The following is a 6550-nucleotide window of genomic DNA, read 5'->3' on the forward strand; positions in this document are numbered from 1 at the left end:
CCCCGGTCGACTGTGCTGGAGGATCGCCACAGAGTGGTCCGATCGCTATCAACGGTTCCACCGTCAGCTGCAGCCAGGTGGCGAGTGGTAGTTTGTCCGGTCTGGGGCTCGCGGGAACCTTCACGCAGCTCAGCTCGGCAAGCCTCGGCGATATCGTCGTGACCAATCTGCAGAAGATACAGTAGGACCATCGAGGGGCGGCACGAAATGGCGTGCTGCCCCTCATCTCTCTTCCAATTCTTCCAATGTGGAGAGCGGCGGCCATGCTGCCGCTCTCGTCTTACTTAGAGCAGGGGCCGGAAGTCGGTTGTTAGCGCAACGGCGCTGCGTGAACCGGAATTGCCCAGAGCAAGAACACTCAGAAGCAGTCGTTTCCGCTCAACCGCTCGCCCAACACGAGTCTTCTTCGCTGCTTCAGATTCCGTGCGAGGTCACGTTGCCGCGATCCAGGCTATCGCAGCAACTCGAGCCAATGCCGGACCTCGCCGGTGACTGCATCGACCTCGAAGACGGCTTGGGACACCGCCTGATCCGGGGAAACCGGCCACAGCCCTGGGAAGAGGAAGAAGCGCAGGTGAAATCTCGCCCCGTTCTTTTCCGCTGCTCCCAAGCAAACCGACCGGACCTGACATGGCGAGACGAGGATGGATGAGAAGACGGCCGGGTGCGTTTCCGCTACCTGCTGCGCTTCGCTCCAGATCTGGCGCTGCGCCGCGTCGTCACGGATGGTGGCCGGCGGCCAACCCTCCAGCCGAGCCCGGTGCAGATCCTCAAGTCGAAATCGATGCCCCGCGTTCCCGTCGAATCGTTTGGCCGCCACCGGTTCTGTGCTGCCGTCCGTACTTGCTGGCAGGCCGAGCGTTTCCCCGCTGACAGGACCTGTTGCCTCGGGCGCTGACCGCCATGGTTCACCGGTAGGGTCCCCGGGTGCCGTCGCCGTGGCCTCATGATATGTATCTGGTGGCGGAGCCTCGGTGGCCGGAGCATGCCGTCCGGCCTCTTCAGTTGGCTGCGCGGTGACTGCGGCCGTAGGTTCCCCCATTTCTGGCTGGGCCGCGGCAGTGGAGGGTATCGATTCGGTCAGGCTGAAGGCCGCGCTCAACCGCTGCGCCCTTCGCCGTCGGTAGTGCTCGATCATGGCCAGCAAGAACGGTGCGACATACAAGAGGAAGACGGCGGCGCCAACGGCGGCAATCTCAACGGAGGTGATCGTAGGCATATTCGGCATGGTCAACTCGTAGGACTCGTGCCTGCTAAGAGAGCGCAATCTCTTCGAAGAGTCCACACCGCCGTCACCCTTTGAAGCCGGACGGGAAGAAGTGTCCAGCGGGACTCAACGCACGCGCGGCCGTCCCAGGGTGCCGGTGATCACGATCGGTGCATCCGGTTTCGATCCCGGCGGGCGCGGAATCAGGCCGACCAGCGTCTTCACCGCGTCTGGTGTCGCCAGGCTTTGCTGGATCGTGGCGCGCAGGTTGAGAATGCTTTCCTGCGGCGGATCACGCAAGACGATCTGGCCGGATGCCTGCACGTCGACGTCGCCCGTGGCTTGAAACTCCTGCACCTCCAAGCGCCCGGCGCGGACGGCGAACTTCGCTTTGGTCTGCCGCAGATGCAGATCCGGCACCGGGAAGCCGCCCACCTTTGCACCGCTGAGAGCGGCGGCCTCGAGCGCGAATTCGCCCGTGCTTTGACCCGCCTCCAGGTTTGCGCCCCGGCCTTCGAAATCCAGGTGTCCGGAGAGACGGCCGGTCAGCTGGCCTTCGTCGAGCAAGGACGTGAGCGTGCGGTAGCGGCCGAGGTTGAGGTCCTTCCACTGCAGGTTGCCGGCCACCGCGCCCTCGCTCATTTTGACTTCACCCTGCGCCATGCCGCCGTACAGATCGGCGCTCAGCAGCAGGTCGTACGGGTTGCCGTGTAGCAAGGCGCTCAAGGCGGGCCGCACCCACAAGCGGGAGCACTCGAGGTACGGCGGTTGGCCGTCGGCAGACGCGGACCCGATGCGCATGCCGCTCAACTCATACCCGTCGAGCCAGGCGAGCCTGACGGTGTTGAATTCCACCGAGACCGGGCCGCGGTTCACGCTGCTCAGGATTCGGCGCACCAGCGATTCGTGCGGAAAGGTCAGGAGCAAGGACGCGACGAACACAACGGCCGTGTATCCGACGTACAGTATGGTGCGGCGCCCGCCCAGGGCTGCGAGCCACTCGAGTGACAGCCGTGGACGCGGCAACCGGATCCGGGGGAGGCGCATTACTGGTTCACCGCCTTGAGGAGCGACACCGTCGCGGTGACGTCGAAGTTGCGGATGTCGTTATACCGCTTCTTGACCTGCAGGCGGCTGAAGCGCAGCGGGTGATCCCCTTTCTCGATGCGATACAACAAATCGACCAACTGCGGCAGGCTGATCTGCGTGAGGTGAATTTCCACCAACTGCTCCTGATAATCCGTGCCTGGGAGGTTCTTGTCCGTGGGGTTCATGGAAGTGACGTGTTCACGGCCCACGGCCTGTCCAACCGCGTTGTTGAGATAGGGGAAGAGCGAGAAGCTCGGGTCGCCCTGAGCGAGCGCCGACTGGTTGGCTTCGATGCGGCGCATCAGGTCGAGATAGGTGTCGCGCTCCTTCTGGATCTCGATGAGGTCCTTTTCCTTGGCCGCGATGCGGCGCCCGATCTGTTCCCGGCTCACCTGCAACGGGTCCCACACGAAGCTGTAGAGGGAGATCAGGACGACGCTCAGCGCCGCGGCACCGACGAGCAAACGCTCTCGGGGCGCTAGGCGGGTGTAGTAGTTCAGCAGCTGTCGCGGATCGTATTTCATTGGTTCCCCACCGCACCGCCGCTGCCGCTCGCCTCCTTGTTGAGTGCGAGTACGAGTCGGAAGTCCACTTTCCCGTCCGGGGCAGATTTCATCTCTTTCACTTGCACGTCACCGAAGAAGTGGGTGTTGAGCAGCTGCTGCTTTATGGCGTCCACCGCCTCGAAGGAGTCGGCCTTGGCCTTGATGCGTACGGCCTCGGGATCCATTATGTACTCGTCGGTGTCGATCTTCGTCGTTTCCGGGATGGCGGCGGTGATGGTCCGCATCACGTCGATGGCGGTGACGCCGCTGACGGGCGCAAGTCCCCCAAGGATCTGGAGGTGCTTCTGTGCCGCTTCAAACTCGGTCTTCAATTGTGACCGTTCGTCGACGATGCGATGCACGTCGGGGAGTGTCTGCGTAAAGACATTGCGGATTTGCGCTAGCACGACGCCCAAGCGGCCCGCCAGCTGCTGGTAGCTCATGTACTGGTTGGTGACCACCAAGGCGAGCGCGATGGCGGCGAGCACGCCGGTGCGCCAGAACGCGTGCCGCAGTTCGTCCTGACCGCGATGGTAGGCGAATTCGCCGCGTCGGAAATTGACGCCCATCGCGTCGTTGGGCGAGATTTCGCGCAAGGCCAGTCCGAGTGGAGCCGCAAAGCTTCCGACCTCGGCGCGCAACGCCGACGGGACGTTGCGTAATGGGGATTCGGTGAGACGGCGAACCGTCAACCCCATCTGGCGTGTGAGTTCTCCGGCGAGCAATTCGAATTGCGGGCCCTCTCCCGCCAGCAAGCAGGGCAGCCCGGCATCCACCGGCGCGGCGTTGAGCGCCAAGACCGTCCAGCGGATCTCCCTCACCAGCTCGTCCAGCGGCGCGGTGTCCACGGCTGCGTGGCCGTTGCCCGCGGCGGCAGCCTCGACGTCGGCGACGGGTGTGGCGGTTGCAGGGGTCAGGGTGCGCAGACCCACCAGTTGACGGTTGCGATACAAGGCCACGACCGTGCGCCAGGGGCTGCCATCAATGTAGACGAAGGTTTCAGGGGCGGCTGAGCCGAGAAGCGTCAGCACGTTGAGGGCTGCCAACGGAGCGAAATCGACGACCTTGGGATCGAGGCCAGCTCCCTTGAGAAGCGCGAGGTGCTGTTCCAAATCGCGGCGCAGCACCAATGCGGCCAGCACCAGGGTGCCGGCACTGTCCCGATGCAACACGTGGTAATCGACCACGATCTCGTCCAACCCGAACGGCACCTGGGTCTCGAGTTCGAACGGCACGGTTTGATCGAGCCGCTTGCGGTCGCGGAACGGCAGGAAGAACGTGCGCACCGCCACCAGCTCTCCGGGCAGCGACGACAGCACCGTGGTCGCTGCGACTTCGTGCCGCTGGAGGAAGCTGTGCAGCTGGTCGGAACGCCCCTCGGCGGCCAGCGCCTCACGATAGAAACCGACCACCCGATAGTCTCGGAAAGTCGTTTCGATCACGGCAGCCTTCAATTCGTGCGCATCAACTTCCAGCGCCAAGACACGTTGCGGCATACTGGTTCTTATCCACCCATTCCCGGTAATCCAGAGTTCGGCAGCCCGTCAGCACCGGGCAACTGGTCAGTCCTTTGCTGAAGCAGTGCCGCCCCCCCCTCCTTTTGCCAATCTAACTGGGTCAAAGTCCAGCACGGCGCGGTAGGCGGGTTTCTGGGGGGCACGCATAGCCGCTTGGCGCGACGGACCAGCATGGAGGCTGAGCGGCTGATTCCGCCTTTTCCTGTGATCGGATTGGGATTCACTGTCGCGCTGGCGCGGATGAGGAAGTACGAGCTCGTCGTGCCGAGCAGGGTTTGGAGGTTGAGCGGGGCTTGACCAGGCTGGCTCGCGCCGGCCAACAGCGCCGGCAAGTCGCGCTGTGCGATGCCGTGGTCTTGGCGTTGGGAAATGATGTTCTCCACCACGCCCGCGTCTGGAATGATCGCGCTGAGAACCTCTTGGGGGGCGGTATTGACGTTCACCCTTGTCATGAGCGCGTCGAGGGCTGTCAGCACTGCCCGCGAGCGCCGGACAAGGCTCGGGGTCAGTTCGGGGATCACGCTGGCGTCATCGAGCGAGGGGAAGTCCCAGAGGCTCGGGTTGTTCATGCCCGGAGTGGGCGTCGCTCCCTGGCTGGCCGGGGTGCGATTTGGGGTAGGTACGCTCCCTGGTTGCCCCGGGGTGCCAGAGCCCGCAAGAGTCTGGAATAGCTGATCCCAATACTGGCTGATCGCGTCGCCAATCTGGGGCGAAGCCCCGCGCCCTTCGAGCAAGTTTCCGAGCGCGGTCGTCCAGCGCTTGAAGGCAGGTTGGGACTGGCTTTGCGCGCTAGGATTCTGTGGTGTTTGCCCCATCCTCCAATCGTTGACGCTACGCGGGCGAGTCAGGTTGATGTTGAGCTTGCCGCTTTCATCGATGATTTGCACCCGGAGCAACATGTTCTCCGGCAGGATCAACTGGCTGTTCAGTTGGTCGGCATTGCCCCAGTCCTCGCTGTAGGCGTCCATCTGGTCGTCGTCATCGTGAAGCAGGGCGGCTTCTCCCAGATTGATGCCCGACCGGGCCAGCAAGGAGGCTTGCAGGGCATTCAGTGCGTTGCGGGTCATGTGCGCGTCGACTTGCACCGAGTACGTGAACTCGACGACGATAATGGTGAGCAGCGCCACCACCAGCAGCGTGATGACCAGGGCTATGCCACGCTCGTTTTTCATCGCCCCCTCGGCGTTGGCGGTGCCAGGTTGGCCAGCGGCAGATCGACGATGGTGCCGAAATCGTGGACGCCGCCCTGGTTGTCGGCCAGGAAGAGCGTTACCTCCACCGCTCCGGGCAAGCCGATTGGCGGCTGCCCCGGCGGCGGCTGTACGGTGGTATCCCAGGAATCAGCCCATTCTCCTGTTTGTGGATTGAGGTAGCGGAGGCGCAGGCCGGCGACTTGGTCGAGGATGTAGGCGGCAAGAGCGACGGGGGGTGGCGCCGTCGCGGCGTCCGGATTGTCGGTGCCGAGGTCCTCGGATGGCGCCGCCTCAGTCAGGAGTTGTTCCTGGCGCCGCAGGGCGAACAAGTTGGGTGTGTTCTGGACCGGATCGAGGGAGTACGAAACCAGCGCCCTGCCACCACGCGTTTCCGCGGCGCCATACAGACGGTGGACGACGACGTCGAATTGAACGGAATCGGTGGGGACGCGCTCGGTGCCGGGGACACCGATGAAACCGATGTAGCGCCCCGCGGACGGTGGCAACGCGCCCTCCAATTCGTCGGCGATCTTCAGCGCCGCCTCGCGCCCTGAGGCGTACAAGTCCGCCCGCTCTTCGGAATGGTTCTTGGCGAACAGCGCCCGCGACAGCACGCCGTAGACGGTGACCAGGATGATGCCGAGGATGGTGGTCGCAATCATGATTTCGAGAAGCGTGAAGCCGCGCCGTCTCATGTCACACCGCCGGATCCCGGACGAAGTAGACCAGCTCGCAGGCACTCGGAGTGGCTTCGTTCCAGATGACCCGGATCACCACCTCGCGCATTTCGTCGAGTCCCGTGGGCATCACGCGGCGCTCCCAGCGGTAACCGGGATAGCCCTCGAACGCGCCCTGGGCGTCGCCGAGGTCTTGCAGACCGTTGGTCGATACCTGGAATTGGATCTGGCTGATCAGCTCCCGCGCTAGCAGCGTGGCGCGGGTGAGGCTCTGGTCACGGCCGATCATTTGGATGTTGCGGGCGTGCAATCCCAGCAGGCC

At 63.9% G+C, this 6550-nt stretch carries 8 protein-coding genes; 1 reads left to right on the forward strand and 7 read right to left on the reverse strand.

The window, feature by feature from the left end; all coding sequences use genetic code 11:
* Positions 1-185, forward strand: a 185-nt coding sequence (locus VF515_13970; protein ID HEX7408742.1) for a hypothetical protein, incomplete at its 5' end; no start/stop codon positions are given.
* A gap of 266 nt (positions 186-451) precedes the next feature.
* On the opposite strand, the gene VF515_13975 is transcribed toward VF515_13970, so the two are convergent.
* The 7 genes from VF515_13975 to VF515_14005 all read right to left on the reverse strand — a co-directional run.
* Positions 452-1228, reverse strand: coding sequence for a hypothetical protein (locus VF515_13975; GenBank protein ID HEX7408743.1), 777 nt, complete (start codon positions 1226-1228; stop codon positions 452-454).
* A gap of 105 nt (positions 1229-1333) precedes the next feature.
* Positions 1334-2254 (reverse strand): type II secretion system protein GspN, encoded by a 921-nt coding sequence (gene gspN, locus VF515_13980; protein ID HEX7408744.1) that lies wholly within the window; start codon positions 2252-2254, stop codon positions 1334-1336.
* Positions 2254-2820 carry a type II secretion system protein GspM gene (gene gspM / locus VF515_13985; GenBank protein ID HEX7408745.1) on the reverse strand — a complete coding sequence of 189 codons (567 nt, stop codon included), beginning with the start codon at positions 2818-2820 and terminating at the stop codon, positions 2254-2256. Before gspM ends, gspN begins: the two co-directional genes overlap by 1 nt.
* Complete coding sequence (gene pilM / locus VF515_13990; GenBank protein ID HEX7408746.1) at positions 2817-4337, reverse strand: pilus assembly protein PilM; 1521 nt, start codon at positions 4335-4337, stop codon at positions 2817-2819. The genes gspM and pilM overlap by 4 nt, the downstream gene beginning before the upstream one ends.
* 8 nt (positions 4338-4345) lie before the next feature.
* Positions 4346-5530: a type II secretion system protein GspK gene (locus tag VF515_13995; GenBank protein HEX7408747.1), complete on the reverse strand. Its 1185-nt coding sequence runs from the start codon at positions 5528-5530 to the stop codon at positions 4346-4348.
* On the reverse strand, positions 5527-6246 hold the full coding sequence (locus VF515_14000; GenBank protein HEX7408748.1) for a prepilin-type N-terminal cleavage/methylation domain-containing protein: 720 nt from the start codon (positions 6244-6246) through the stop codon (positions 5527-5529). Before VF515_14000 ends, VF515_13995 begins: the two co-directional genes overlap by 4 nt.
* 1 nt (position 6247) lies before the next feature.
* Positions 6248-6550: hypothetical protein (locus tag VF515_14005; GenBank protein ID HEX7408749.1), on the reverse strand; the 303-nt coding region annotated here is incomplete at its 5' end.

Source organism: Candidatus Binatia bacterium, from assembly GCA_036382395.1.
In the GTDB taxonomy this organism is placed as follows: domain Bacteria; phylum Desulfobacterota; class Binatia; order HRBIN30; family HRBIN30; genus JAGDMS01.